Below are 24,155 nucleotides of genomic sequence, written 5' to 3' on the forward strand. Positions count from 1 at the left end.
GGCTATCGCAATATCCATCTCCTGAAGGACCTGGCTGGCGCGTGCACGCATTCAGACGTGCAAACGGCTGGCCACGTTCGGGGCGTCATGGTTCCCGGCCATCCTGGCCTGCCATCGTGTCGCCCCGTTTGACCAGCCCAATCGGCCCGCTGCATCTGAGTTCATCTTTGCGGGTTCGCAACCATCAGACTCGAAATTCAAGCTGTGCGGGAATGACCCGGTATGCGGCGTGACACGTAGCGATTAGGCTTGAAGCCAATCGATTCGAGTCGGGATGCGGCCCGCGCCCGAAGGCAGTGCGACCTCGTGAGCCAAGCGGGTCTGGTCCATCACAGTTGGCGTTTCCTGCCGGGCGTGCGTTGCGTAACGGCCCCGGTGAAACGGCCGAACCGAAAGGAACGAAGCCTATGTCGGATGACATCAATCCCACGGGCCTGACCGAGCAGGAAGACGGGGCATACCCGGTCCTTCCCCTTCGCGACATCGTCGTGTTTCCACACATGATCGTGCCGCTCTTTGTCGGTCGCGAGAAATCCATTCGCGCGCTCGAAACCGTGATGCGGTCCGAAAAACCGATCCTGCTCGCCACACAGAAGAATGCCGGCGACGACGATCCGGAGCCGGACGCGATCTACGAGATCGGCACGCTGGCCTCGGTGCTCCAGCTTCTCAAGCTTCCCGACGGCACCGTGAAGGTGCTGGTGGAAGGCAAGTCGCGTGCGCGCATCACCGGCTACTCCCAGACCGATTCCTACTTCGAGGCCTCGGCCGAGGAGATGCCCGACGAACAGGGCGCGGAAGTCGAGGCCGAGGCGCTGTCGCGTTCGGTGGTCGCGGAGTTCGACAACTACGTGAAGCTGAACAAGAAGGTCTCGCCGGAGGTTCTCGGCGCGGTCTCTCAGATCGACGACTATGCCAAGCTGGCCGACACCGTCGCCTCGCACCTTGCCGTGAAGCTGCAGGACAAGCAGGAAATCCTGGAGATGACGTCCATCTCCGGGCGGCTTGAACACGTCCTGGCGCTGATGGAAGGCGAGATCTCGGTTCTCAACGTCGAGAAGCGCATCCGCAGCCGCGTGAAGCGGCAGATGGAGAAGACCCAGCGCGAGTACTATCTCAACGAGCAGATGAAGGCGATCCAGAAGGAACTCGGCGATGAAGATGGTCGCGACGAGATTTCCGAGCTGGAAGAGCGCATCGAGAAGACCAAGCTCTCGAAGGAAGCGCGCGACAAGGCGACGGCGGAAATGAAGAAGCTCCGCCAGATGAGCCCGATGTCTGCGGAAGCGACCGTCATCCGCAACTATCTCGACTGGATGCTGTCGATTCCGTGGGGCAAGAAGTCCCGCGTGAAGAAGGACCTGACGCTGGCCGAGCGCGTGCTCGACACCGATCACTACGGTCTGGAGAAGGTCAAGGAGCGCATCGTCGAGTACCTTGCCGTCCAGCAGCGCATGACGAAGATCAAGGGTCCGATCCTCTGCCTCGTCGGCCCTCCGGGCGTCGGCAAGACCTCGCTCGGCAAGTCCATCGCCAAGGCGACAGGCCGCGAATTCGTTCGCGTCTCGCTCGGCGGCGTGCGTGACGAGGCCGAGATCCGCGGTCACCGCCGGACCTATATCGGCTCCATGCCGGGCAAGATCATCCAGTCGATGAAGAAGGCGAAGACGTCCAATCCGCTCTTCCTGCTCGATGAGATCGACAAGCTCGGACAGGACTTCCGCGGCGATCCGTCCTCGGCGCTTCTTGAGGTGCTTGATCCGGAACAGAACTCCACGTTCATGGACCACTATCTCGAGGTCGAGTATGACCTGTCGAACGTGATGTTCGTCACCACGGCCAACACGCTGAACATTCCCCCGGCGCTGCTGGACCGCATGGAGATCATCCGGATCGCGGGTTACACCGAGGACGAGAAGGTCGAGATTGCACGCCGGCACCTGCTGCCGGAGACGATCAAGGAGCACGGGCTCAAGAGCAAGGAGTTCTCGCTCGCCGATGACGCGCTTCTCAACGTCATCCGCCGCTACACCCGCGAGGCGGGCGTGCGCAATCTCAAGCGCGAGATGGCGACACTCGCCCGCAAGACGGTCAAGGAGATCCTGACCGAGGGCAAGAAGACGGTGAAGGTGACCGAAAAGAAGCTCGAGGACATGCTCGGCGTGCCGCGCTTCCGCTACGGCGAAGCCGAACGCGAGGACCTTGTCGGTGTCGTGACCGGGCTTGCCTGGACCGAGGTGGGCGGCGAGTTGCTGACCATCGAAGGCGTCATGATGCCCGGCAAGGGCAAGATGACGGTCACCGGCAACCTGCGTGACGTGATGAAGGAATCGATCTCGGCGGCGGCATCCTACGTCCGCTCGCGGGCCATCGATTTCGGAATCGAGCCGCCGCGCTTTGAAAAGCGCGACATCCACGTGCACGTGCCGGAGGGCGCAACGCCGAAGGACGGTCCGTCCGCAGGCATCGCGATGGTCACGGCCATCGTGTCGATCATGACCGGCATTCCTGTCCGCAGGGACGTGGCGATGACGGGCGAGATCACGCTGCGCGGCCGGGTTCTGCCCATCGGCGGTCTCAAGGAGAAGCTGCTGGCGGCTCTTCGTGGCGGCCTGAAGCGGGTTCTCATTCCGGAAGACAACGCCAAGGATCTGGCCGATATTCCGGAAAACGTGAAGAACGGGCTGGAAATCATCCCGGTCGCACGCATGGACCAGGTGCTGGAAGCCGCTCTCGTGCGGATGCCGGAAGCGATCGAATGGGACGAGGCGCAATACGAGGAAAGCCGCAAGAACAAGCCGGTTTCCTCCGACGACGACGCCTCAACGACCGTCGCGCACTGAGTCGCGTCACCTCAAACGACAAAACCCGCGGGCAATCGCTCGCGGGTTTTCCTTTTGTTTCAAAGGTTTGATCGGTTTTGCACAATTGGGGCTTTTGTTGAACCCTTTGGTACGCTAATTCGAGGTGAGGCCAAAATCCGCAGTATTCTGCGGTTTTCGCTTATAAAGAAACACCGGCAGTGTGCCGGTGCTTCCACAGAACGAGGAACACCAAAATGAACAAGCAGGAATTGATTGCTGCGGTCGCCGAGGGCGCCGATATCAGCAAGAACGATGCGGGCAACGCAGTCCAGGCCATGATCGACGCCATTGGCGGCGCGCTGAAGTCCGGCGACGACGTCAAGATCGCCGGTTTCGGCAACTTCTCGGTCGCAAGCCGCGCTGCCACCACTGGCCGCAACCCGCGCACGGGTGAGCCGGTCAACATTCCTGCTTCCAAGTCGCCGAAGTTCAAGGCCGGCAAGGCACTCAAGGACATGGTCAACTAAGACCGTCCTTCTTCGAGAAGACCGAAGGGCCCGGGACACTCGCCTCGGGTCCTTTTTTGTTTGCGGGGCTGCGCGAAGGGCGATAGGGAAAGTCCGGTCAGGGGCGGTTAGCTCAGCTGGTAGAGCGCCACGTTTACACCGTGGATGTCGGGAGTTCGATCCTCTCACCGCCCACCATTTCCCAGGCTTCGCGCAACGCGAACACGCTCGGCCGATGCACCCCGGAAACCATGTCACCGCCTATCGGATCGCCGCTGACGGAACCTCCGTCACTGCCGGCGTTGGCGATGCAGGCAATGATGAATCGGTCCAGTCCTATCGGTGGGTCCACATCCACGGGCCGATCGGCTACCTGCGCGCCGAGCTTGCAGCACTCGAACTCCCTGCATCTGTCACCGATGCGCTGACGGCTGAAGAAACCCGCCCGCGCTGCACGGCGCTCGGGGCAGGGGCTATCGTCATCCTGCGCGGCGTCAATCTCAACGAGGGCGCCGAGCCCGAAGACATGATCTCGCTGCGGATCTGGCTCGCTGAAAATCTCGTGGTCACGTGCAGCCTGCGCCCGCTGCGCGCGGTAGGCGATGTCACCGACATGGCGAGCCATTCGCGCGCGCCGGCATCGCCCGCAGCACTCGTCGCAGCCTTCGCGGTCCGGCTGGCCGACCGCGCCGAACCTGTCGTTGCGCAGCTCAACGAGGCGGTCGACGCCATCGAGGAGCGCATGGGTGAGGCATCGCTCTCGGAAGAACGCCGAACGCTGGCCGATACCCGTCGCGCGGCCATTCTCCTGCGGCGCTACATGTTCCCGCAGCGCGATGCGCTCACGACGCTGGAACTGGAAGGTTTCTCGTGGATCGGCACGACTGCCCAGCACGGGCTGCGGGAGGCCGTCGACCGGGTGACGCGGCTCTGCGAGGAACTCGATGCGCTGCGGGACCGTGCGCAGATCCTGCAGGACCAGATCATGGACGAGCGCGCCGAGACGATGAACCGGCAGATGCTGGTGCTGACGATCGTCGCGGCATTCTTCCTGCCCATCGGCTTCCTGACAGGGTTGCTCGGCATGAATGTCGGCGGCGTTCCGCTGACCGAAAGCCCCTTCGGATTCTGGATCATCTGTACGCTCATCGCCGGCGTCGTTGGGCTTGAATACGTGCTGTTTCGGATCATGCGGCTTATTTGATTATACCGGTCCGGAATAGCTGCTTGGGCCGTGTCAAAATCGCCGCTTGGACTGCTTGACTAAACCGGAGGGCTCACGTAAACCGCCCTCTCTCTCACGGTGTCGCGCTCGCGGCACCGCCCCGGTAAGGGGGTGTAGCTCAGTTGGTTAGAGCGCTGGCCTGTCACGCCAGAGGCCGCGGGTTCGAGTCCCGTCACTCCCGCCACCCTTCCCGGAAAAGCTGGTCGAACGGTTCGCATGCTGCACACGATGTGTATCCGCGCATCACCGGTATTCGCCGAGCGGCGATTGCGCAGCCCATGCGCAGTCTTTATCCCTGAACCCAACAAGGGCTAAGAGCCGGACAACGGCTACGGGGGAGAGTGTCTGACATGTACGATCTTGCGCGCAGCTTCGTGGCAAGCGTGGAGCGCGATCCGGCGGCGCTGGCGATCATCGACGGCGACGTTCGGCTGACCTATGGCGCATGGGCCGGAAAGATCGGCGCGGCAGCCAACTGGCTGTCCGCCAACGGCGTGAAGCGTGGCGATCACCTCGTCACGGCGCTGCAGAATTCCTGGGAAGCCGCGACGCTGCACTGGGCCTGCCAGTTCCTCGGCGCGATCATCACCCCCATCAACTGGCGCGCCAGCGCCGATGAGATCGGCTACGTGCTGACCGACAGCGAGGCCGTGCTCGGCATCGTGGAAGAAGTGTCGGGCGAAGCGGGCAAACAGGCAGGCGAGGCAACGGGCGTCCGGGTGGTCGACGTCTCGGCGATGGCGCTCGCGGACCTTGAAGACAGGCCGCTGCCGGACCTGACCACGGGCCCCGACGACTTCTCCATCATGCTCTATACGTCCGGCACCACGGGCCGCCCCAAGGGCGTGCCGCGGCGCCACGGTGCGGAGCGTGCCGCAGCACTCGCCCACGTGGCCCAGAACACCTACCGGCAAGGCGAGCGCACGCTCGGCGTCATGCCGCTCTACCACACGATGGGCGTGCGCTCGCTGCTCGCCATGAGCCTCATCGGCGGGCTGTTCGTTTGCCTGCGCCGGTTCGATGCGGACGAGGCGCTCAGCGATATCGAGCGCGAGGGCATTACCTGCCTGTACCTTGTGCCGACGCTCTACCACGCATTGCTGGACAGCAAGGCCTTCGCCAAGGCCGACATCTCGACCGTGCGGCTGCTGGGATTTGCCGGCGCCTCGATGACGGACGGGCTGTTGCAGCGGCTTCAGGCAGCCTTCAAGCCGGACCTCTTCGTCAACCACTACGGTTCGTCGGAGGTCTACACTTTCACCATCCACCAGGACGCGCCCTCCAAGCCCGGTTCTGCCGGGCGCGCCGCGCTCAACCAGCGCATCCGCGTGGTCGATGCAAGCGCCAAGGACCCGGATGCGATTCTGCCCGTCGGCGAGGAAGGCGAGATCATCGCGGACCTGGCGGGCGATGAATCCTTCGCCGGTTACTGGAAGCGCCCGGACGGCGACGAGAAGTCGCTGCATGGCGGCTGGTACTTCACCGGCGACATGGGCCGGTTCGACGAGGACGGCGACCTGTTCGTCACCGGGCGGACCGACGACATGATCATCACCGGCGGCGAGAACGTCTCGCCGGTGGAAGTGGAAAGCCACGTCTCCAAGCTCGACGGGATCGGCGAAGTCGCCGTCGTCGGCCTGCCGGACGAGAAATGGGGGCAGATCGTCACGCTCTTCGTGGAGCCGACGCCCGGCATGACGGCGGAAAAGATCGAGGCCCACTGCCGTGCGGGTCTGCCGAGCCACAAGCGCCCCCGCCAGATCACCTTCGTGAAGGCCATTCCGAAATCGCCCGTGGGCAAGCTGCTGCGCCGCTTCCTCGTTTCCGGCGATTACGAACGCGCCGAATGAACCAGACACCAGAACACGCCTGTACAGGAGCAATTCAATGACCGGCCAACCCGCCGACCTCAACGGCAAGGAATTCGACGGTTTCACCGTGACCGTGGACGAGGGCGCCCAGCGTGGCGACATCATCCTCGACCGAGGGGACTTCAACACGATCTCGATGGGCCAGCGCGACGAGCTGCGCTACGCCTTCGAACAGCTCGACCGTGATGACCGCGTGCGCGTCATCGTGCTGCGCGCCATTGGCGAGCATTTCTCCTCCGGTGGCTACATCAAGGGCTTTCTCGAAGCCTCACCGGAGCATGTGTCCAAGCTTGCCGACAACATCGCCGCGCCTGCGCGCTGCGAGAAGCCGGTGATCGCGGCCAACCGCGGCTACACGTTCGGCGTCGGCTTCGAAGTGTCGCTTGCCTGCGACTTCCGCCTCGTGTCGGAAACCGTTCAGTACGCGCTGCCGGAACAGAAGCTTGGCCAGATCCCCGGTTCCGGCGGTTCGGCGCGCCTGCAGAAGATCGTCGGCATCACGCGCACCAAGGACATCGTCATGCGCTCGCGCCGCATCAAGGCGCAGCAGGCGCTCGACTGGGGCATTGCCACCGAGATGCACCCCGATGGCGAACTGGAAGCGGCAACCGACAAGCTCGTCGCAGAGCTGGTGCAATTCTCGCCCATGGCGCAGCGCACCGCCAAGCGACTCATCAATCTCGGTGAGGACTGCAACCTTCAGACTGCCATCGAGCTGGAAGGCTTCAACTATTCGCGCCTGCGCCAGTCCGACGACTTCCGCGAAGGCGTCGATGCCTTCCACGAAAAGCGCAAGCCGAACTTTTCCGGCAGCTGAGCTCTCTGAAGAATCAGGGTAGGGCGCGCTGCAGGGCGTCGTCCTGCCCGGCAACCGTCAGTACCGTCTCGGTTGACGCGAGAGCCTGCGCCAGTTCACCTGGCGGGGTTTCGTCGGTGACGAGTTCATCGATGTTGGCAAAACCGCTGACGGTCACCAGTCCCTGCCGGCCAAATTTCGTGTGGTCGGTGATGACGACGCTGCGCTCGCCACGCTCCAGCACCGTGCGGGCAAACTCCGCTTCCTCAAGGTCGTAGTCCATGACGCCGAGGCGCGCGTCCACCGCGCCGGTGGAGATGATCGCGTGGCGCACGGAAAAGCGCGTGATGAATTCGATGGCCGATGCGCCGAAGGCCGCGCCCGAGTCGCTGCGCAACTCACCGCCGGCCATGTAGACGCGGTTGTTGTTCACCGTCGCCAGCGTGCGGGCGATATCTGATGAATTGGTGACGACCGTCAGCCTGCGGTGGCCGAGCAGTTCGCGGGCGAGGAAACTCGTCGTCGTGCCCGTGTCCAGCATGATGGAATCGCCATCGGCGATCGTGCCCGCAACGTGGCGGGCGATGGCGCGCTTGGCGGGTGCATTCTCGCGCATGCGCCGCTCGAACGGAGCCTCGCCCGACTGACCGGCCAGCGATGCCGCGCCGTGCATGCGCACGACTTTTCCCAAGTCCGCCAAGGGTTTCAGGTCGCGGCGAACGGTCTCCATCGACACGCCGAGCGTGTCGGCGAGGTCGGTCACCGTCACCGTCCCGTGTTCGTTCAGAAGGCGAAGTATATCGCCGTGGCGTTTGGTCAGCATCGTCTCTGGCCGCTCCTGCGCCCGGTTTGGGCAGCGCTGCACATGAAACCATCAAAACTCAAAAAACCGGGCATGAAAACCAATAAACACCACAAACACGGATTGACAGCCTGTTTGGCGCGGGGTTCGATTAACGCACTGCTGACGGAGAGAAGACGCCGCAAACAGGCGCGATCGCATCAACCACGCGGCTCCAGAGGGCAAGCAGACACCACGGCTCACGGAGCCAAGCAGGAGGACGATCATGCAACTTGGCACAACACTTCGGCGCACCTCTCACGCGCTGGCACTGGCGGCGGCACTGGCGCTGCCGGGGGCGGCATCCGCACAGGAATCCACCGACGCAATCAAGCTGACGCTCCACGACTGGACCGGCCAGCTCATCACCACCCAGCTCATGGGCGAAGTCCTCAAGAAGGCCGGCTACAGCGTGGAATACGTCCAGGCCGACTACCTCGCGCAGTTTGCGGGCCTTGAATCGGGCGACCTGCACGTCGCCATGGAAATCTGGGAGACGACCGGCCGCGACGCCATGGACGCCTCGACCGCCACGGGCAAGGTCGAGAATCTTGGCCCCACGGGCATGAAGGCCAAGGAAGAGTGGTGGTACCCGGAATACATGAAGGAGAAGTGCCCGGGCCTTCCCAACTGGGAAGCGCTGAAGGAAGAAGCCTGCGCAGAAGCCTTCTCCATCGCCGAGACCGCGCCGAAGGGCCGTTATCTTGGCGGACCCGTCACCTGGGGCGGCTATGACGAGGAACGCGTCGAAGCGCTGGACCTGCCGTTCGAGGTGATCCACGCCGGCACCGACGCCGCGCTGTTCGCCGAGCTTGAAAGCGCCTACCAGCGCGAAGCCCCGATCCTGCTGTGGATCTACGCGCCGCACTGGGCACCCGCCAAGTACAAGGGCGAGTGGGTCGAATTCCCCGAATACACGAAGGAATGCTACGAGGACGCCTCTTGGGGTTCCAACCCGGACGCGCAGTACGACTGCGGCAAGCCCTTCGGCGAGATCTGGAAGGTTTCCTGGTCCGGTCTGAAGAACAAGTGGCCCGGCGCCTACGAAGCCATCAAGGCCTTCACCATCAACAACGACGAGATGGGTGCGATGATCTCCGCCGTCGACCTCGACGGCAAGAGCGTCGAGGAGGTTGTTGGCAACTGGATGTCCGAGAACGAGGACCGCTGGTCCAAGTGGATCGAGTAGTCCACGCATCCTGACCGGTTCGCGGTCAAACTTGGCCGGTCCGCCGCATCCACCGCGGCGGGCCGCGCCCTTCACCCATCCCGTTTGGTCCACCGCGGCGGAAGCGACCGATGACGCGAGACGACGCCAAGCTCGTATGCCGGGACGTCTGGAAGATTTTCGGACACGGCGCGCGCGATTTCCTCAATGAGCACGGCGGCAAGCCGACTGCCGGCGCGCTGCACGAGGCCGGACTTGTCGGCGCGGTGCAGCACGTCAACCTCGAAGTCCGCTCCGGCGAGATCTTCGTCATCATGGGCCTGTCCGGATCGGGCAAGTCCACGCTGGTGCGCTGCCTGTCGCGTCTGATCGAGCCGACATCTGGTGAAATCCTCTTCAACGGCGAAAACCTGCTGGCGGCCGACGACAAGCGGATGATCGAGATCCGCCGCCACCAGATGGGCATGGTCTTTCAGCACTTCGCCCTGCTGCCACACCTGACCGTGCTGGAGAACGTCGCCTTTCCGCTGGATGTTCAGGGCATGGCCCGCGCCAGGCGCGAGGAACGTGCCGCCCAGATGATCGAGCTGGTCGGGCTCGGCGGCAAGGAAGGCTTCTATCCGCGCGAACTTTCCGGCGGCCAGCAGCAGCGCGTCGGCATTGCGCGCTCGCTCGCCGTGGAGCCGGAGTTGTGGTTCCTCGACGAGCCGTTCTCCGCGCTCGATCCGCTCATCCGCCGCGAGATGCAGGACGAGTTCGCCCGCCTGCAATCGGTCCTGAAGAAGACCATCATCTTCATCACCCACGATTTCGACGAGGCGATCCGGCTCGCGGACCGCATCGCCATCATGAAGGACGGCGCGATCGTACAGGCGGCGACGCCGGAGGAGATCGTTCTGAACCCGGCAACCGACTATGTCGCGGAATTCACCCGCAGCGTCTCCAAGTCGAAGGTGGTGAAGGCGCGCGCGCTGATGAAGCCGCTCAACGGCTCGGTGCCACCGAAGACCATACCCGCCACCTCCACCATCGCCGATGCCGCGCCGCACTTCTCAGACGAGGCGACAAGCCTTGCCGTGGTGGAAGGCGACGAGCCAATCGGCGTGCTGGAACGCGCCGACGTGATCAACGTCATGATGCAGGGCTGACGACACATGGCGGCGCTCGACCATACCGCGACAGAAAGCCCGCAGGCAGGGTTCGGCGCGCGCTATGCCGGGCTGGTCGCGTGGGTTGCGGCGCTGGCGATTTTTGCTGCCCTATGGTTTGCCGGCAAAGGCGCGGTGAAGTGGGCGTTCGATTACCCCAAGGACTGGATCATCCCCGCGCGGCGATGGATCGGTGATGCCATGAAATGGTTGCTGAACGATGCGACCTTCGGCCTGTTCACCTTCCTCGACCTGACACGGTTCATCGCAGCTGCCATCGACGTGCCGTACCGGCTGGCGCTGAGCCTGCTGTCCACCGGCTTCCTCGAAGGGCAGGGGTCGAGCGCGATCCAGATCGTGCCGCCGATCTCGTGGATCGCAGTCATCGCCATCGTCGCCATGATCGGCTGGCACGCGGGCGGGCGGAAGCTCGCGCTACTGGTTGCCGGCTGTTTCACGTTCCTTGCCGTCTTCGGTCAGTGGGACAGCGCCATGGTGACGCTGGCCTCCATCATCGTCGCAGTGCCCATCGGCGTCGCGCTCGGCCTCGTCATGGGGATCGCCGCCTATCGGTGGCCGATGCTTGAACGCGCGATCATCCCGCTGCTCGACCTGATGCAGACGATCCCCGTCTTCGCCTACCTCGTGCCGATCCTGTTCCTGTTCGGCTTCGGGCCGACGGCCGCCGTGGTCGCGACGTTGATCTACGCGCTGCCGCCCATGACGCGCATCACGATCCTCTCGCTGCAGCAGGTGCCCTCCGAGGTGGTCGATCTCGGCAACATGGTAGGCTGCACGCGCCGCCAGATGACGTGGCGCATTCTCGTGCCAAGTGCCAAGGACGCGCTGATGGTCGGCGTGAACCAGGTCATCATGCTCTCGCTGAACATGGTCATCATCGCCTCCATGATCGGCGCAGGCGGCCTCGGCTTCGACGTGCTGGCGGCGCTTCGCCGGTTGAATATCGGGGCAGGTCTGGAAGCGGGTCTCGCCATCGTGGCGCTGGCCATCGCGCTCGATCGTCTGAGCCAGGCCTATGCCAACAAGGCCGCACGCCCGCACCACCACGGCGCGGAGAAGCGCAACCTCGTCGCGCGCCATCCTTATACGGCAGCGGCACTTCTTCTGATCGCCGTGACGATGCTGCTCGGGCTGTTCCTGCCGCCGGTGCAGGACTACCCGGACGCGGCGAAGGTTTCGACCGGCGCGTTCTGGACCGACCTCGTCAGCTGGATCAACATCAACTTCTACGACGTACTGGAGGGCTTCAAGAACGCGCTCCTGCTCAACTTCATGATCCCGCTGAAGCGGTTCCTGCTCGGCCTGCCATGGGCCGGCGTCGTCGCATTGCTGGCCTTCGTCGGCTGGCGGCTCGGCGGCCTGCGGCTGGCGCTGACGGTCGGCGTCCTGAGCTTCCTGATCGCCGCCACGGACCAGTGGGACAAGGCGATGATCACGGTCTACCTGTGCGGTTCGGCTGTGATCCTCGCCTCGCTGATCGGCATTCCCATCGCCATCCTTGTTGCCACGCGCGACCGGCTTTGGGGCTGGGCCCAGGTCGTCATCGACACGCTCCAGACCTTGCCGTCCTTCGTCTACCTGATGCCGGCGGTGATGCTGTTCCGGGTCGGCGACTTCACCGCGATGATCGCGGTCGTCGCCTATGCCATCGCGCCGGCCATCCGCTACACGGTTCTGGGCCTGCGCGGCGTTGATCCGCGCCTCATCGAGGCGGGCCGCGCAATGGGCTGCACGCCCTGGCAGCTTCTGACGCGCATCCGGCTGAAGCTCGCCTTGCCGGAGATCATGCTCGGCCTGAACCAGACCATCATGTTCGCGCTGTCGATGCTGGTCATCACCGCGCTGGTGGGCACCCGCGACCTTGGACAGGAGGTCTATATCGCGCTGACCAAGGCGGACACGGGCCGCGGCCTCGTCGCCGGCCTCGCGGTCGCCTTCATAGGCATCATCGCCGACCGGCTCATCTCGGCGGGCGCGCGGCGCACGCGCCAGAGCCTCGGACTTCAGTGAGGCGATGGGCATGTCCGAAGACCGCATCGCTGAAGACCGCATTGCCAAGCTTGACTGCTGGAACGGCTCGATCTCCATCGAACCGTTGAAAGGCGGGTTGTCGAACGAGAGCCATGTCGTGCGCGATGCCGCCGGACGCCACGTGGTGCGGTTCGGGCGCGATTTCCCGTTCCACCAGGTGTACCGCGACCGGGAACTGATGACCGCACGCGCAGCCCACGAGGCGGGCTTTGCGCCCGCCGTCGAACATGCCGAACCCGGCGTAATGGTGTGCGCCTTCATCGAGGCGAAGACGTTCGGCGAGGAAGACGTGCGCGCCAATCCGGAGCGCATCGCGGATCTCATCCGCCGCTTCCACACCACCATGCCGCACCATGTCTCGGGCGCGGGCTACATGTTCTGGGTCTTCCACGTGATCCGCGACTACGCGCGCACGCTTGCCGCCGCCAAGAGCCGGATGAGCAAGGAGCTTCCCGGCTACCTGAAGCTTGCCGACGAGCTGGAAGCCGCGCAGGTGCCGCTGCCTATCATCTTCGGCCACAACGACCTGCTGCCCGCCAACATCATGGATGACGGCCAGCGCCTGTGGCTCATCGATTTCGAATATGCGGGCTTCAACACCGCGATGTTCGATCTTGCCGGTGCCGCCTCCAACGCCGGCATGGACGACGACCAGTCGAAACGGCTCGTCACCGCCTATCTCGGCCATGAGCCGGGCGCGGCCTTCAAAACGGCCAACGCGGCCATGCAATGCGCTTCGCTGCTGCGCGAAGCCATGTGGAGCATGGTCTCGGAAATCTTCCTCGACGCGCCGGGCGCCGACTACGAGGCCTACACGGCGGAGAACCTCCAGCGGCTCGAGGAAGCCCTTCAAACCTACACGGCAATTCAAAGGAACGGCGGACAATGACCCTGCCAAAGCACGCACAGATCGTCGTCATCGGCGGCGGCATTATCGGCTGCTCGACGGCCTATCACCTGGCGCGCGACCACAAGTGCGATGTCGTCCTGCTGGAACAGGGCAAGCTGACATCCGGCTCCACCTGGCATGCGGCGGGCCTCGTCGGTCAGTTGCGCTCGTCCGCCTCCATCACGCGGGTGCTGAAATACTCGGTCGACCTCTACAAGAACCTCGACAAGGAGACGGGGCTGGAGACCGGCTGGAAGATGACCGGTTGCCTGCGCCTTGCGACAAACGAGGACCGCTGGACCGAGTATCGCCGCCTCGCCACCACCGCGAAGAGCTTCGGAATGGAGATGCATCTCGTCTCGCCCGAAGAGGTGAAGAAGATGTGGCCGCTGATGGACACGTCCGACCTCGTCGGCGCCAGCTGGCTGCCGACGGACGGGCAGGCCAGCCCCTCCGACATCACCCAGTCGCTCGCCAAGGGCGCGCGCATGCACGGGGTGAAGATCTTTGAGGACGTGCGCGTCACCGGCTTCGAGATGGACGGCGACACCATCACCGCCGTGAAGACCAAGGACGGCGACATCCACTGCGAGAAGGTCGTCAACTGCGCGGGCCAGTGGGCGCGGCAGGTTGGCGAGATGGCCGGCATCAACGTGCCGCTGCAGCCGGTGAAGCACCAATACGTCATCACCGACAACATCGACGGGTTGGCGAGCGATGCCGCGACCGTGCGCGACCCGGACCGGCGCACCTACTTCAAGGAAGAGGTCGGCGGGTTGTCCTTCGGCGGCTACGAGCCGAACCCGATTCCCTGGACGACAGGCGACGTGCCGAACGACTGGGAATTCCAGCTCTTCGACGACGACTTCGACCATTTCGAACAGCATATCGAGCAGGCCATGGCGCGCGTGCCGGTGCTGGAGAAGACCGGCGTCAAGCAGATGATCAACGGCCCGGAAAGCTTCACGCCCGATGGCAACTTCATCCTCGGCGCTGCGCCCGAATGCGCCAACATGTTTGTCGGCGCGGGCTTCAACGCCTTCGGCATCGCGGCCGGAGGCGGCGCGGGCTGGGTGCTGGCGGAATGGGTGGTGCAGGGCGAGGCTCCGCTCGACCTGTGGGTTGTTGATATCCGCCGCTTCTCGGAACTGCACAAGGATCGCCAGTGGGTCTGCGACCGCACGCTGGAAGCCTACGGCAAGCACTACACGATCGGCTTCCCGCATGAGGAGTACGACAGCGGGCGTCCCTACATCGTGTCGCCGCTCTACGAACGCCTGAAGGAATACAACGCGGTGTTCGGCTCCAAGCTCGGCTGGGAGCGGCCCAACTGGTACGCACCCGACGGCATGGAACCCAAGGACGTCTATTCCATGGGCCGGCAGAACTGGTTCGAGCCGGTGGGCGAGGAACACCGCCACGTGCGCGAGGCGGTCGGCGTCTTCGACCAGTCGTCCTTTGCGAAATACGAACTGAAGGGCCCGGATGCGCTGGCGGCGCTGGAATGGATCTGCGCCAACAACGTCTCCAAGCCTGCGGGCCGACTGACCTATACCCAGTTGCTCAATTCGCGCGGCGGCATCGAGGCGGACTTGACGGTCGCCCGGCTAGCGGACGAGCATTTCTACATCGTCACCGGCACCGGCTTCCGCACCCATGACCTCGCGTGGATTTCCGACCACCTGCCTGGAGAAGGCGAGGTCGAGGTGACCGACGTGACCGAGGACTTCGGCACCCTGTCGCTGATGGGGCCGAAGGCGCGGGACGTGCTGAAAGCGGTGACGGATGCAGACGTTTCCAACGAGGCATTCCCCTTCGGCCATGTCCGCGAGATCGACATTGCCGGTCACACCATTCGCGCTCTGCGCGTCACCTATGTTGGCGAGCTTGGATGGGAACTGCATATCCCGATTGGCGCGACCGGCGAGGTGTTCGACGCTCTGATGGAAGCCGGCAAGCCGCACGGCCTGAAGCCCGTCGGCTATCGTGCCATCGAATCGTTGCGGCTCGAAAAGGGCTACAGGGCCTGGGGGTCGGACATCACGCCAAACGACACGCCCTTCGAGGCGGGCCTTGGCTGGGCGGTGAAGCTGAAGAAGAACGCACCCTTCATGGGCCGCGAGGCGCTGGAACAGCGCAACGGCGCGAAGCTGACCAAGCGGCTGGCGGGCTTCACGGTGGATGATCCCGACGCGGTTCTCGTCGGCCGCGAAACCATCCTGCGCAACGGCGAACCGGTCGGCTACCTCACCAGCGGTGGCTACGGCTACACGCTCGGTAAGAGCATCGGCTACGGCTACGTGAAGAACGGGGACGGTGTTGACGACGAGTTTCTCACTTCCGGCGACTACCAGCTCGTGATCGCGAACGAGACGTTCCCCGCCAAGATCGGCCTAGATCCGTTCGTCGATCCGCAAAACACCCGCGTGAAAGGCTGACGACCAATGGCATTTCACGCAGACAGGCATGCCCGCATCGTCGTCCTCGGCGGCGGCGTGGTCGGCTGTTCGGTGGCCTACCAGCTTGCCCGCATGGGCGAGAGCGACGTGCTGGTGCTGGAGAAATCGCAGCTCACCCACGGCTCCACCTGGCACGCGGCGGGCCTTGTTGGCCAGTTGCGCACCAAGAAGGCGCTCACCCGGCTGATGCAGAACTCCGTCGCGGTGTTCGACCGGCTGGAAGCCGAGACCGGCCTCTCCATCGACTGGAAGAAGGTCGGTTCTCTGAGGCTGGCCGCCAGCGAGGCGCGATGGAGCGAGATCAGGCGCTCCATGCAACTTGCCCGCAGCTTCGGCTTCGAGTGCCACAGCCTCAGTGCACCGGAAGCCAAGGCAAAGTTCGACTACATCGACCCCAAGGGCGTGGTCGGCGCCGCCTTCATCGAGAGTGACGGTTACGTAGACCCCTACGCGCTGACGCAGGCCTTCGCGAAGGGCGCGCGCAACAACGGCGCGAAGATCGACGAAGGCGTTCTCGTCGAGGAGATCGTGCGCGAGGGACGGCGCGTCGTCGGTGTCGTCACCAACAAGGGCAATATCGGCTGCGAAATCCTCGTGAACTGCGCAGGCATCTGGGCCAAGCGGATTGGCGAGATGGCGGGCGTGCCGCTGGCCGCCGGTGTCGTCGAGCACCAGTACTTCGTCACCGAAAAGACGCTCGACTTCCCCAAGGACCTGACGACGCTGCGCGACCCCGACAGCAATTTCTATCTCAAGCCGGACGTGGCGAGCTTCGCCATCGGCGGCTGGGAAGACGGCACGAAAGGGTGTTGGCGCGGACGCCCGCCGTTCGATTTCGGACGCGAGCTTTTCCCGGCGAACATGGACCGGCTCGAACTCTTCGCGCTGCCGGCCGCCGAGCGGCTGCCGGTGCTGAACGAGACCGGTATCCAGACCATCATCAACGGGCCGATCCCGGCATCTGCCGATGGCGAGCCGATCATGGGGCTCGCTCCGGAACTCGACAATTTCTACGTCGCTTGCGGCTTCACGGCGGGAATCGCGGCCTCGGGCGGTGCGGGAGAGGCGCTTGCCAACTGGATCCTGCATGGCGATCCGGGGCTGGACCTGTGGCCCTTCGACGTGCGCCGGTTCGGCGTGCCGCACGGGCAGGCACGCTACCTGGAAGAGCGCGCCATCGAGGCCTATGGCAACTACTACAAGGTGCACTGGCCGGGCGAGGAAGGCAGCGCGGGTCGCGGCCTGCGGCGCTCGCCGCTCTACGCAAACCTCAAGGCGCGCGGCGCGCAGTTCGGCGCGCGCTTCGGCTGGGAGCGGGCCAACTGGTTCCATTCGAGCGACGAGAGCGCGACGGAAACGCCGAGTTTCGAGGGCAAGCCCGGCTGGTTCCCGGCGGTGGCCGCCGAAGTGAAGGCGATCCGAGAGCGCGTCGCACTGATCGACCAGACCTCGTTCTCGAAATTCGAGATCAGCGGGCAGGGAGCGCTTGCCGCGATGCAGGCGATTGCCGCAAACGACCTGTCCGGCGAGCCGGGCAAGGCAGTCTACACCCAGCTTTGCAACGCCAAGGGCGGAATCGAGGCGGACGTCACACTGCTGCACCTTGCAGATGATCTCGTCTGGCTCGTCACCGGGTCGGGCTTTGGCGTGCGCGACAGCGCGTGGGTGCGCAGCCAGCTTCCAGATGGCGTCACCATCCGCGACATCACCAATTCGCTTGCCACGCTCAACGTGTGCGGGCCGAAGTCGCGCGACGTGTTGCAGGCTGTGACCGATGACGACCTGTCGAACGAGGCGTTCCCGTTCCTCACCGCGCGCTGGATCGAGATTGCCAATGCGCGCGCGCTTGCCGTGCGCGTCGGCTATGTCGGCGAGCTTGGCTGGGAACTCTACATCCCGCAGGACTACGCCGCCGGTGTCTACGAGGCGCTGCTGGAAGCGGGCGAACCACACGGCATCGCCGATGCCGGGTATGCGGCAATCGAAAGCTGCCGTCTGGAAAAGGGCTACGTCTACTGGTCTGCCGACGTGACGCCGGAGACGACGCCCTACGAGGCGGGCCTCGGTTTCGCCGTTGCGCTGGACAAGGGCGACTTCACCGGCCGCGACAAGCTGATCGAACTGAAGGGGGAGGGTGCGGCGCGAAAGCTCGTGACCTTCGCGGTCGACGGGTTCGCACCGTTCCTTGGCGGTGAAACGGTCGTCGTGAACGACAAGCCGGTCAGCCAGTTGACCAGCGCGGGCTATGGCCACCACCTCGGCAAGACGATTGGTTTTGCCTATCTGCCCGCCGAGCTTGCCGGGATCAACGGTTGCAGCATCGAGGCATTCGGGAAAGCTTATGACGCGGTTCGCGGTCCGCGCTGTCTGTACGACCCCAGAATGGAAAGGCTGAAGGCATGAGCGACGATATCGACGCACAGGTGAGGTCGGCAATCGCCAAGGTGCCGGAACTGTCCGCCACCGATGCCGAGCCGCAGCGCCTCGGCGGCCTCACCAATCTGGTGTTTCGCGTCGGCGATTATTGCCTGCGCCTGCCGGGCAAGGGCACCGAGGAATATATCAACCGCGCCCATGAAGCCGTCGCCACCAAGGCTGCCGCGCGGGCCGGTGTCAGCCCGGAGGTGATATACTTCGATGAGGACGGCATCCTCGTCACCCGGTTCCTCGACGATGCGGTGACGATGTCGCCGGACAATTTTCGTACGCGGGACGGAAGCCCGGCGCGCGCCGGCAAGGCATTCCGCAAGCTCCATGATTCGGATGCGAAGTTTCCCTTCGTCTTCGAGCTTTACGCGATGATCGACGAGTACCTGGAGATTCTCTCCACCAAGGACGTCGCGTTGCCCGAAGGCTATCACGACGTCGTTGCGGAGGCTGAAAGCGTGCGCAGCGCGCTCGCCGCGCACCCGCTACCCAGTGCCGCCTGCCACTGCGACCCGCTTTGCGAAAACTTCCTCGATACCGGCGAGATCATGTGGATCGTCGACTGGGAATATTCCGGCATGAACGATCCCATGTGGGACCTGGGCGATGTGTCGGTCGAAGGCGGCTTCACGAAAGAGCAGGACGCCGAGATGATCCGCGCCTATTTCGGCAGCGAGCCGCACCCTTATGACGTCGGTCGCATGGTCATCTACAAGGCGATGTGCGACCTGCTTTGGACGCTCTGGGGCCTGATCCAGCTGGCCAATGACAACCTGGCTGACGATTTCCGCGCCTATGCGGACGAACGCTTCGCACGCTGCAAGGCGCTGATGGCGACGCCGGAATTCTCCGGCCACCTGAAGGCGGTGTCCGCCGGGCGAAGCTGACCTTCAGAACTTGCGCGCCAGGAACAGGTGACCGGGCACCGGCTCGCCGTCCTCGGTCCGCACCGTGATGTCGGCGACGAAGACCGAATCCATGCCGGCTTCCTCCAGCGCATCATCGAGGTAGAACGGATCGTGCGCGAAGCGGTGGCCGGCATTGACGAGATAGGGCTCCTCGATGAAGGCATCCTGGTGCAGCGTCTCGGTTGAAAACGCGAAGGTGCCACCGGAATTGAGCCGCGCGGCCGTTGCCGCGAACAGGTCAGTCACGTCGCCCAGATAGGGCAGGACGTCGGCGGCCACGATCAGATCCCAGTTGGCCTCGCCGTTGTCGTCCTTCAGGAACGCAACGATTTCCCCGATGTAGAGATCGTCGTAAAGGTCGCGCTCGGCGGCCTTCTCGATCATGTCCTCGGACAGGTCGACGCCGGTGCGGTCGCGGGTCAGGTCTTCCATGGCCAGTGCGCAAAGGCCGGTGCCGCAGCCAAGGTCCAGCATCCGCGCGTAAGGACCGGGCGCATGTTCGCGCAGTGCCTGCGCAATGAGATTCGGCACGTCATAGGAAAGCTGGCGAACGAGGATGTCGTCGAAGGCTTCTGCCGTCTGGTCGAATAGCGTCATCACGTAGGCAGCGGGTGCGACCTTCGGCGTCGGAATCTCGCCGAGTGCTGCCAGCCGGATGGTCGCGCCACCGCAATCGTCCGGGTCGAGACGCAGGACTTCACGCCAGGCGGCGGCCGCTTCGTCCAGCCGTCCGCTCTTTTCCAGTTCGAGCGCGTTCTCATAGACGCGTTCCAGCTCGTCGTCGGGTGCAGTCATGTGTTTTCGCGCGGCTCCTCTGGCATCGCAGCATTGCATGCAATTCATGGGTAGCGGCTAAGTCGTTGCGCGGCAACGGGATTCCCGTCGGAAATACACATTCCTCACTCGATTTATCTGCTTGTGCTGACGCGGCGTCATGCATTAGCCAGCCCTTCAAATGGTGCACTGCCGCATTCGCTGCAGCCTGCATATCTTGGGGAACAACGCCGGTACCGGGACGTTCCTTACAACATCAACTTCAGCCGCTGGCCCATCCGGTCGGCCGTTGTTTGCGCTGCTCCCCCTTCAGGCGCCGAACGACGTGTCGGATGCGTTTTGCGCTGGATATGTGGAGACAAGACGTTGGATAAATTCCCGTCGGCCGATGTGCCGCTCAACACCGCTGCCGCTGAAATGGCATCAGGTGCCCCGGAGGCACAGTCCTACTCGATTGCTGAATTGAGCGAAGAGTTCGACCTGACCATGCGCACGTTGCGATTCTACGAGGAGAAGAATCTCCTCAACCCGGTTCGCCGTGGCAACCGCCGAATCTATCGCCAGCATGACCATGACCGACTCAGTGACATCGTCCGGTTGAAGGCGATGGGGCTGACGATCTCCGAGATACAGACGATTGTGGAATCCATCGTCGCCAACAAGCCCGACCAGGCCCGCAAGCTGGCTTTGGCCGCTGCCGAGCGCCGGTGCGAGGAAATCGACGACGAACTGGCCGCGCTGAAGGAAGCACAGCAGGCCGCCGGCGAGACCGCTTCGGCGCTGCGCGACGGCAAGTCGTGGTTCCATTCGGCCTGACGAAATATTCTAGAAACTGCATATGAATCCGCCGAAACGCGGCGGCGAAGAGAGTTGCCGCTGCGACATGATGCTGTTTCGCGGAAAATGTTTTGTGACACGGTCGCATGCGGCAGTTTGTGTGCTTGCCCTCGCCAAACGGACGGGGTAAGGCTTGGCCCCAATCGTCGGCTTCGCAGGTGCAAACCTGAGGTAGCCGGCCGGAGCCAACGGGCATTCGCCGCGTTGATCTGCACTAGCGGTCCGCAGGAATGTCCCTCACGACCGGGCTGACCATGCCGGAATTGTTGCAGGACTACCTTCCCATTGCCGTCTTTCTCGGCATATCGGCTGTCATCGCCCTGGCGTTGATGGTGTCACCGTTCATTCTTGCGGTGAACAACCCCGATAGCGAGAAAGTTGCGGCCTACGAGTGCGGCTTCGCGCCGTTCGACGACGCGCGCATGAAATTCGACGTGCGATTCTACCTCGTCGCGATTCTGTTCATCATCTTCGACCTGGAAGTGGCCTTCCTGTTCCCGTGGGCAGTGGCCTTCGGCGACCTGGGCTGGTTCGGCTTCTGGTCCATGATGATGTTCCTCGGCGTGCTGACGATCGGCTTTGCCTATGAATGGCGGAAAGGGGCACTCGAATGGGATTGAACGATTCGCAGGACGCAACCCTCGTTGCACCGGCTCCCAAGGGTCTCGTCGATCCGCGCACCGGCCAGCCGATCGGCTCCGATGACCACTTCTTCGGTGAGGTGAATGCCGAGCTGGCCGACAAGGGCTTTCTCGTCACCGCCACCGACGACCTGATCAACTGGGCGCGCACCGGCTCGCTCATGTGGATGACGTTCGGCCTCGCGTGCTGCGCGGTGGAGATGATGCAGACCTCGATGCCGCGCTACGACGTCGAGCGCTTCGGCTTCGCGCCACGTGCCTCGCCGCGCCAGTCCGACGTGATGATCGTCGCCGGCACGCTGACCAACAAGATGGCGCCTGCGCTGCGCAAGGTCTACGACCAGATGCCGGAGCCGCGTTATGTCATCTCCATGGGCAGCTGTGCCAATGGCGGCGGCTACTATCATTACTCCTATTCCGTCGTGCGTGGATGCGACCGGGTCGTTCCCGTTGATATATACGTGCCCGGCTGCCCGCCGACTGCCGAAGCGCTGCTCTATGGCGTGCTTCTTTTGCAGAAGAAGATCCGCCGCACCGGCACCATCGAACGCTAAGGGCTCGGCTGTACCGACTGCCGACGAGAGGGATGAGACGAGCCATGGATGAAGCCATCAACGACCTTGCCGGGTACCTGCGCGAGAAGCTTCCCGCCGGTGCCGCGACGCATGTCGCGTTCGGCGAGCTGACGGTCACCTGCGAGCCGGAAGAGCTGATCAAGATCATGCGTCTCCTGCATGACGATCCGCAGTGCCAGTTCGTCAACATGGTCGACGTGTGCGGGGTGGACTATCCGGCGCGCGCCGAGCGGTTCGATGTTGTCTACCACCTGCTCAGCCCGAAGCAGAACCTGCGCATCCGCGTGAAGCTCTCCACCTCCGACCGCAACCCGGTCCCCAGCGTCACCGGCATCTGGCCGGGCGCGGACTGGTTCGAGCGCGAGGCTTACGACATGTACGGCATCCTGTTTTCCGGTCACCCGGACTTGCGCCGGTTGCTGACGGACTACGGCTTCGAGGGATATCCGCTGCGCAAGGACTTTCCGCTCACGGGCTATGTCGAGGTTCGCTACGACGATACCCGCAAGCGCGTGGTCTACGAGCCGGTCAAGCTCAACCAGGAATTCCGGAATTTCGACTTCCTCTCGCCGTGGGAAGGCACCGAGTACGTGCTGCCGGGCGACGAGAAAGCAAGCGCGGACAAATAGGGGCGCAATCGGGGCATGTCAGAACTCGACGTTCGCAATTTCACGATCAACTTCGGCCCGCAGCACCCTGCGGCCCACGGTGTGCTGCGCCTCGTGCTGGAACTCGATGGCGAGGTCGTCGAGCGCGTGGACCCGCATGTCGGGCTTCTGCATCGCGGCACCGAGAAGCTGATCGAGTACAAGACCTACCTGCAGGCGGTCCCGTATTTCGACCGGCTCGACTATGTCGCGCCGATGAACCAGGAACATGCCTTCGCCCTGGGCGTCGAAAAGCTGCTGCAGATCGAAGTTCCCTATCGCGGCCAGCTCATCCGGGTCCTGTATTCGGAGATCGGTCGCCTGCTGTCGCACATTCTCAATGTCACCACGCAGGCGATGGACGTCGGCGCGCTCACCCCGCCGCTTTGGGGCTTTGAAGAGCGCGAGAAGCTCATGGTCTTCTATGAGCGCGCGTCCGGCTCGCGCATGCATGCAGCGTATGTGCGCCCCGGCGGCGTCCACCAGGACCTGCCCGAGCAGCTGATCCAGGATATCGGCGACTTCTGCGACCCGTTCCTGAAGGTCTGCGACGACCTGGAAGGCCTGCTCACCGACAACCGCATCTTCAAGCAGCGCAACGTCGATATCGCCGTCGTGAAGCTGGAAGACTGCTGGAAGTGGGGCTTTTCCGGCGTCATGGTGCGCGGTTCCGGCGCACCGTGGGACCTGCGCAAGAGCCAGCCCTACGAGTGCTACTCGGATCTCGAATTCGACATTCCCATCGGCAAGAACGGCGATTGCTACGACCGCTACCTGATCCGCATGGAAGAGATGCGCCAGTCCGTGCGCATCATGAAGCAGTGCGTCGAACTTCTGCAGTCGCCGAAGGGCACGGGGCCGGTCTCCTCGATGGACGGCAAGGTGGTTCCGCCCAAGCGCGGCCAGATGAAGCGGTCGATGGAAGCGCTCATCCACCACTTCAAGCTCTACACCGAGGGCTTTCACGTGCCGGAAGGCGAGGTTTATGCCGCCGTCGAGGCGCCCAAGGGCGAGTTCGGCGTCTTCCTCGTGTCCGATGGGTCCAACAAGCCGTACCGCTGCAAGATCCGCGCGCCGGGCTTTGCGCACCTGCAGGCGATGGACTTCCTCTGCAAGGGCCACATGCTGGCCGACGTCTCGGCCATCCTCGGTTCGCTCGACATCGTGTTCGGCGAGGTGGACCGCTGATGCGCACCGGTCTGACATTCACCGCGACCGCTGCGATCGTCGCGCTCGCAATGGCGTTCACCGCCGCCGGTGCATCTGCCGCCGTGTCGCTGTCGCGCAAGGGTTGCCAGCTGAAGGCGACCGACTGCGAACTGCTGATCGAAAACGCGGTCATGTACAACGCGGTCTATGACGGCACGACCACGATGTATTCGTGGCCGCAGAAGTCGATCCGCTACCGGCTGGCGCGCTGGCTGAACGCCTATGTCGAGCGTCTCGACGACTGCGATACGCCGAAGACGCGCGTGCGCCCGATCATTTCGAACGTCGATTCCTTCGACAACAAGTACGACATCCTCGCCGCATACGGTGCAGCGCCGGGGTCTGCCTGTTACATCCGCAAGAGCCGGGGCTGAGTTA

The 24,155-nt window shown here is 63.8% G+C and carries 20 protein-coding genes and 2 tRNA genes; 20 read left to right on the plus strand and 2 right to left on the minus strand.

Going from position 1 to position 24,155, the window contains the following annotated elements:
• The first annotated feature begins 407 nt into the window (after positions 1 to 407).
• The 7 genes from lon to ACKTEK_RS06320 all read left to right on the plus strand — a co-directional run bounded on the left by lon (position 408) and on the right by ACKTEK_RS06320 (position 7,223).
• Entirely contained in the window at positions 408 to 2,843 is a 2,436-nt protein-coding gene (gene lon / locus ACKTEK_RS06290) for an endopeptidase La (RefSeq protein WP_409164381.1), read from the plus strand.
• A 215-nt stretch (positions 2,844 to 3,058) separates the two neighbouring features.
• Entirely contained in the window at positions 3,059 to 3,331 is a 273-nt protein-coding gene (locus ACKTEK_RS06295; RefSeq protein ID WP_409164382.1) for an HU family DNA-binding protein, read from the plus strand.
• 101 nt (positions 3,332 to 3,432) lie between these two features.
• Positions 3,433 to 3,508, plus strand: a tRNA-Val gene (locus ACKTEK_RS06300).
• A gap of 37 nt (positions 3,509 to 3,545) precedes the next feature.
• The gene (locus ACKTEK_RS06305; protein WP_409164383.1) at positions 3,546 to 4,514 is read left to right on the plus strand and encodes a zinc transporter ZntB; all 969 of its coding nucleotides are present in this window, start codon (positions 3,546 to 3,548) and stop codon (positions 4,512 to 4,514) included.
• A 128-nt stretch (positions 4,515 to 4,642) separates the two neighbouring features.
• A tRNA-Asp gene (locus ACKTEK_RS06310) sits at positions 4,643 to 4,719 on the plus strand.
• Positions 4,720 to 4,885: 166 nt separating this feature from the next.
• Positions 4,886 to 6,385, plus strand: a complete 1,500-nt coding sequence (locus ACKTEK_RS06315) for an AMP-binding protein (protein ID WP_409164384.1) — start codon at positions 4,886 to 4,888, stop codon at positions 6,383 to 6,385.
• Between the two features lie 37 nt (positions 6,386 to 6,422).
• Positions 6,423 to 7,223, plus strand: a complete 801-nt coding sequence (locus ACKTEK_RS06320) for an enoyl-CoA hydratase/isomerase family protein (protein WP_409164385.1) — start codon at positions 6,423 to 6,425, stop codon at positions 7,221 to 7,223.
• A 13-nt stretch (positions 7,224 to 7,236) separates the two neighbouring features.
• On the opposite strand, the gene ACKTEK_RS06325 is transcribed toward ACKTEK_RS06320, so the two are convergent.
• Positions 7,237 to 8,025, minus strand: a complete 789-nt coding sequence (locus ACKTEK_RS06325; RefSeq protein WP_409164386.1) for a DeoR/GlpR family DNA-binding transcription regulator — start codon at positions 8,023 to 8,025, stop codon at positions 7,237 to 7,239.
• Positions 8,026 to 8,269: 244 nt separating this feature from the next.
• Here ACKTEK_RS06325 and ACKTEK_RS06330 point away from each other — a divergent pair, with 244 nt between their 5' ends.
• The 7 genes from ACKTEK_RS06330 (at position 8,270) to ACKTEK_RS06360 (ending at position 19,073) form a co-directional block, all read left to right on the plus strand.
• Positions 8,270 to 9,232 (plus strand): ABC transporter substrate-binding protein, encoded by a 963-nt coding sequence (locus tag ACKTEK_RS06330; protein ID WP_409164387.1) that lies wholly within the window; start codon positions 8,270 to 8,272, stop codon positions 9,230 to 9,232.
• 110 nt (positions 9,233 to 9,342) lie between these two features.
• Positions 9,343 to 10,359: a glycine betaine/L-proline ABC transporter ATP-binding protein gene (locus ACKTEK_RS06335; protein ID WP_409164388.1), complete on the plus strand. Its 1,017-nt coding sequence runs from the start codon at positions 9,343 to 9,345 to the stop codon at positions 10,357 to 10,359.
• A gap of 6 nt (positions 10,360 to 10,365) precedes the next feature.
• The gene (locus tag ACKTEK_RS06340; RefSeq protein WP_409164389.1) at positions 10,366 to 12,390 is read left to right on the plus strand and encodes an ABC transporter permease; all 2,025 of its coding nucleotides are present in this window, start codon (positions 10,366 to 10,368) and stop codon (positions 12,388 to 12,390) included.
• Positions 12,391 to 12,400: 10 nt separating this feature from the next.
• Positions 12,401 to 13,300: a phosphotransferase gene (locus tag ACKTEK_RS06345; protein WP_409164390.1), complete on the plus strand. Its 900-nt coding sequence runs from the start codon at positions 12,401 to 12,403 to the stop codon at positions 13,298 to 13,300.
• A complete protein-coding gene (locus tag ACKTEK_RS06350) occupies positions 13,297 to 15,738 on the plus strand; it encodes an FAD-dependent oxidoreductase (protein WP_409164391.1) in 2,442 nt (813 codons plus the stop codon). Before ACKTEK_RS06345 ends, ACKTEK_RS06350 begins: the two co-directional genes overlap by 4 nt.
• A gap of 6 nt (positions 15,739 to 15,744) precedes the next feature.
• The gene (locus tag ACKTEK_RS06355) at positions 15,745 to 18,162 is read left to right on the plus strand and encodes an FAD-dependent oxidoreductase (RefSeq protein ID WP_409164392.1); all 2,418 of its coding nucleotides are present in this window, start codon (positions 15,745 to 15,747) and stop codon (positions 18,160 to 18,162) included.
• The gene (locus ACKTEK_RS06360; protein WP_409164393.1) at positions 18,159 to 19,073 is read left to right on the plus strand and encodes a phosphotransferase; all 915 of its coding nucleotides are present in this window, start codon (positions 18,159 to 18,161) and stop codon (positions 19,071 to 19,073) included. The genes ACKTEK_RS06355 and ACKTEK_RS06360 overlap by 4 nt, the downstream gene beginning before the upstream one ends.
• Before the next feature lie 3 nt (positions 19,074 to 19,076).
• Here ACKTEK_RS06360 and ACKTEK_RS06365 read toward each other — a convergent pair whose 3' ends face one another.
• Positions 19,077 to 19,889: a class I SAM-dependent DNA methyltransferase gene (locus ACKTEK_RS06365; RefSeq protein ID WP_409164394.1), complete on the minus strand. Its 813-nt coding sequence runs from the start codon at positions 19,887 to 19,889 to the stop codon at positions 19,077 to 19,079.
• Between the two features lie 345 nt (positions 19,890 to 20,234).
• Here ACKTEK_RS06365 and ACKTEK_RS06370 point away from each other — a divergent pair, with 345 nt between their 5' ends.
• The 6 genes from ACKTEK_RS06370 to ACKTEK_RS06395 all read left to right on the plus strand — a co-directional run bounded on the left by ACKTEK_RS06370 (position 20,235) and on the right by ACKTEK_RS06395 (position 24,151).
• The gene (locus ACKTEK_RS06370) at positions 20,235 to 20,684 is read left to right on the plus strand and encodes a MerR family transcriptional regulator (RefSeq protein WP_409164395.1); all 450 of its coding nucleotides are present in this window, start codon (positions 20,235 to 20,237) and stop codon (positions 20,682 to 20,684) included.
• A 275-nt stretch (positions 20,685 to 20,959) separates the two neighbouring features.
• Positions 20,960 to 21,325 (plus strand): NADH-quinone oxidoreductase subunit A, encoded by a 366-nt coding sequence (locus ACKTEK_RS06375; protein ID WP_409164900.1) that lies wholly within the window; start codon positions 20,960 to 20,962, stop codon positions 21,323 to 21,325.
• Complete coding sequence (locus ACKTEK_RS06380) at positions 21,316 to 21,900, plus strand: NuoB/complex I 20 kDa subunit family protein (protein ID WP_409164396.1); 585 nt, start codon at positions 21,316 to 21,318, stop codon at positions 21,898 to 21,900. The genes ACKTEK_RS06375 and ACKTEK_RS06380 overlap by 10 nt, the downstream gene beginning before the upstream one ends.
• A gap of 44 nt (positions 21,901 to 21,944) precedes the next feature.
• On the plus strand, positions 21,945 to 22,550 hold the full coding sequence (locus tag ACKTEK_RS06385; protein ID WP_409164397.1) for an NADH-quinone oxidoreductase subunit C: 606 nt from the start codon (positions 21,945 to 21,947) through the stop codon (positions 22,548 to 22,550).
• Positions 22,551 to 22,565: 15 nt separating this feature from the next.
• Positions 22,566 to 23,756: an NADH-quinone oxidoreductase subunit D gene (locus ACKTEK_RS06390; RefSeq protein WP_409164398.1), complete on the plus strand. Its 1,191-nt coding sequence runs from the start codon at positions 22,566 to 22,568 to the stop codon at positions 23,754 to 23,756.
• On the plus strand, positions 23,756 to 24,151 hold the full coding sequence (locus tag ACKTEK_RS06395) for a hypothetical protein (RefSeq protein ID WP_409164399.1): 396 nt from the start codon (positions 23,756 to 23,758) through the stop codon (positions 24,149 to 24,151). Before ACKTEK_RS06390 ends, ACKTEK_RS06395 begins: the two co-directional genes overlap by 1 nt.
• Positions 24,152 to 24,155: the final 4 nt, after the last annotated feature.

The organism is Tepidamorphus sp. 3E244, assembly GCF_046159835.1.
Taxonomy (GTDB): domain Bacteria; phylum Pseudomonadota; class Alphaproteobacteria; order Rhizobiales; family Tepidamorphaceae; genus JACKJK01.

Coding starts and splice junctions, on each gene's coding strand:
- lon (WP_409164381.1), top strand. CDS start 408: ATGTCGGATGACATCAATCCCACGGGCCTGACCGAGCAGGAAGACGGG.
- ACKTEK_RS06295 (WP_409164382.1), top strand. CDS start 3,059: ATGAACAAGCAGGAATTGATTGCTGCGGTCGCCGAGGGCGCCGATATC.
- ACKTEK_RS06305 (WP_409164383.1), top strand. CDS start 3,546: ATGCACCCCGGAAACCATGTCACCGCCTATCGGATCGCCGCTGACGGA.
- ACKTEK_RS06315 (WP_409164384.1), top strand. CDS start 4,886: ATGTACGATCTTGCGCGCAGCTTCGTGGCAAGCGTGGAGCGCGATCCG.
- ACKTEK_RS06320 (WP_409164385.1), top strand. CDS start 6,423: ATGACCGGCCAACCCGCCGACCTCAACGGCAAGGAATTCGACGGTTTC.
- ACKTEK_RS06325 (WP_409164386.1), bottom strand. CDS start 8,025: ATGCTGACCAAACGCCACGGCGATATACTTCGCCTTCTGAACGAACAC.
- ACKTEK_RS06330 (WP_409164387.1), top strand. CDS start 8,270: ATGCAACTTGGCACAACACTTCGGCGCACCTCTCACGCGCTGGCACTG.
- ACKTEK_RS06335 (WP_409164388.1), top strand. CDS start 9,343: ATGACGCGAGACGACGCCAAGCTCGTATGCCGGGACGTCTGGAAGATT.
- ACKTEK_RS06340 (WP_409164389.1), top strand. CDS start 10,366: ATGGCGGCGCTCGACCATACCGCGACAGAAAGCCCGCAGGCAGGGTTC.
- ACKTEK_RS06345 (WP_409164390.1), top strand. CDS start 12,401: ATGTCCGAAGACCGCATCGCTGAAGACCGCATTGCCAAGCTTGACTGC.
- ACKTEK_RS06350 (WP_409164391.1), top strand. CDS start 13,297: ATGACCCTGCCAAAGCACGCACAGATCGTCGTCATCGGCGGCGGCATT.
- ACKTEK_RS06355 (WP_409164392.1), top strand. CDS start 15,745: ATGGCATTTCACGCAGACAGGCATGCCCGCATCGTCGTCCTCGGCGGC.
- ACKTEK_RS06360 (WP_409164393.1), top strand. CDS start 18,159: ATGAGCGACGATATCGACGCACAGGTGAGGTCGGCAATCGCCAAGGTG.
- ACKTEK_RS06365 (WP_409164394.1), bottom strand. CDS start 19,889: ATGACTGCACCCGACGACGAGCTGGAACGCGTCTATGAGAACGCGCTC.
- ACKTEK_RS06375 (WP_409164900.1), top strand. CDS start 20,960: ATGCCGGAATTGTTGCAGGACTACCTTCCCATTGCCGTCTTTCTCGGC.
- ACKTEK_RS06380 (WP_409164396.1), top strand. CDS start 21,316: ATGGGATTGAACGATTCGCAGGACGCAACCCTCGTTGCACCGGCTCCC.
- ACKTEK_RS06385 (WP_409164397.1), top strand. CDS start 21,945: ATGGATGAAGCCATCAACGACCTTGCCGGGTACCTGCGCGAGAAGCTT.
- ACKTEK_RS06390 (WP_409164398.1), top strand. CDS start 22,566: ATGTCAGAACTCGACGTTCGCAATTTCACGATCAACTTCGGCCCGCAG.
- ACKTEK_RS06395 (WP_409164399.1), top strand. CDS start 23,756: ATGCGCACCGGTCTGACATTCACCGCGACCGCTGCGATCGTCGCGCTC.